Source organism: Thiolapillus sp. (assembly GCF_048562965.1).
In the GTDB taxonomy this organism is placed as follows: Bacteria; Pseudomonadota; Gammaproteobacteria; order Chromatiales; family Chromatiaceae; genus Thiolapillus; species Thiolapillus brandeum_A.
On record NZ_JBHNMF010001016.1, the window covers coordinates 1 to 1,002 of the forward strand.

General features: G+C 57.1%; 1 pseudogene. It reads left to right on the forward strand.

Annotated elements, in window-relative coordinates:
* Positions 1 to 85 precede the first annotated feature (85 nt).
* Positions 86 to 1,002 (forward strand): annotated as a pseudogene (locus tag ACOCD2_RS21905) (IS3 family transposase); the annotation flags it as partial.

A 1,002-nucleotide genomic window follows, 5' to 3' on the forward strand; every position in this document is an offset into this window, starting at 1 on the left:
AGAGATGGACCCCATCGGTTGGACAGAGACTGGACGAAGATAAGTGCTTTCCTCCAAGATGAGCGAACGGCTCAGGAGAAAAGCGATGAGAAGAAAGCGACGTACCCATTCAGCGGAATTCAAGGCCAAGGTGGCCTTGGCAGCGATCCAGGGTGATCTGACCCTGGCGGAACTGGTGAAGAAGTTCGATGTGCATGCCAATCAGGTCAGCGCGTGGAAGAAGCAACTGCTCAGTGGTGCCCCGGATGTATTCGGCAAGGGAGCAAAGAAGCAGGAGAGCGCCGAGGAGACAATCCAGGAACTGCATGCCAAGATTGGCCAGCTGACGATGGAGAATGATTTTTTAGAACGCGGGCTCGAACGGATTCACGGGCCCAGAGGAAAGAAATGGTAGACCGGAAGGAACCGTTGCCAGTGGCCCGCCAATGCGAGCTGTTGGAGCTGCCGCGCTCGACTTTCTACCACGTGCCCAAGCCGGTCTCCGACGAAGAGCTGGAGCTGATGAGGCTGATCGATCGATGCCACTTGAAGTATCCCTTCTATGGCAGCCGGCGCATCCGCGACTGGCTTGAGGACCAGGGTCACCGGGTCAACCGCAAGCGGATACAGCGCCTGATGCGTACCATGGGCCTAGCCGCCCTGTATCCCAAGCGCAACCTGAGTCGGGCCAACCAGGCACACAAGATCTATCCTTACCTGTTGAGAAACCTGTCCATCGAGCGTCCCAACCAGGTGTGGGCAACTGACGTGACGTATATCCCGATGGCTCGGGGGTTCGTTTACCTGGTGGCCATCATGGACTGGTACTCCCGGCGGGTGCTGTCCTGGCGGGTCTCCAACACAATGGATGTGAGTTTCTGTATCGATGCACTCGAAGAAGCCATTGAACGCCATGGTGCACCGGAGATCTTCAACACCGATCAGGGCAGCCAGTTCACCAGTGAGGCGTTCACCGGTGTGCTCAAAGCCCATGACATCCGCATCAGCATGGATGGGAAGAGA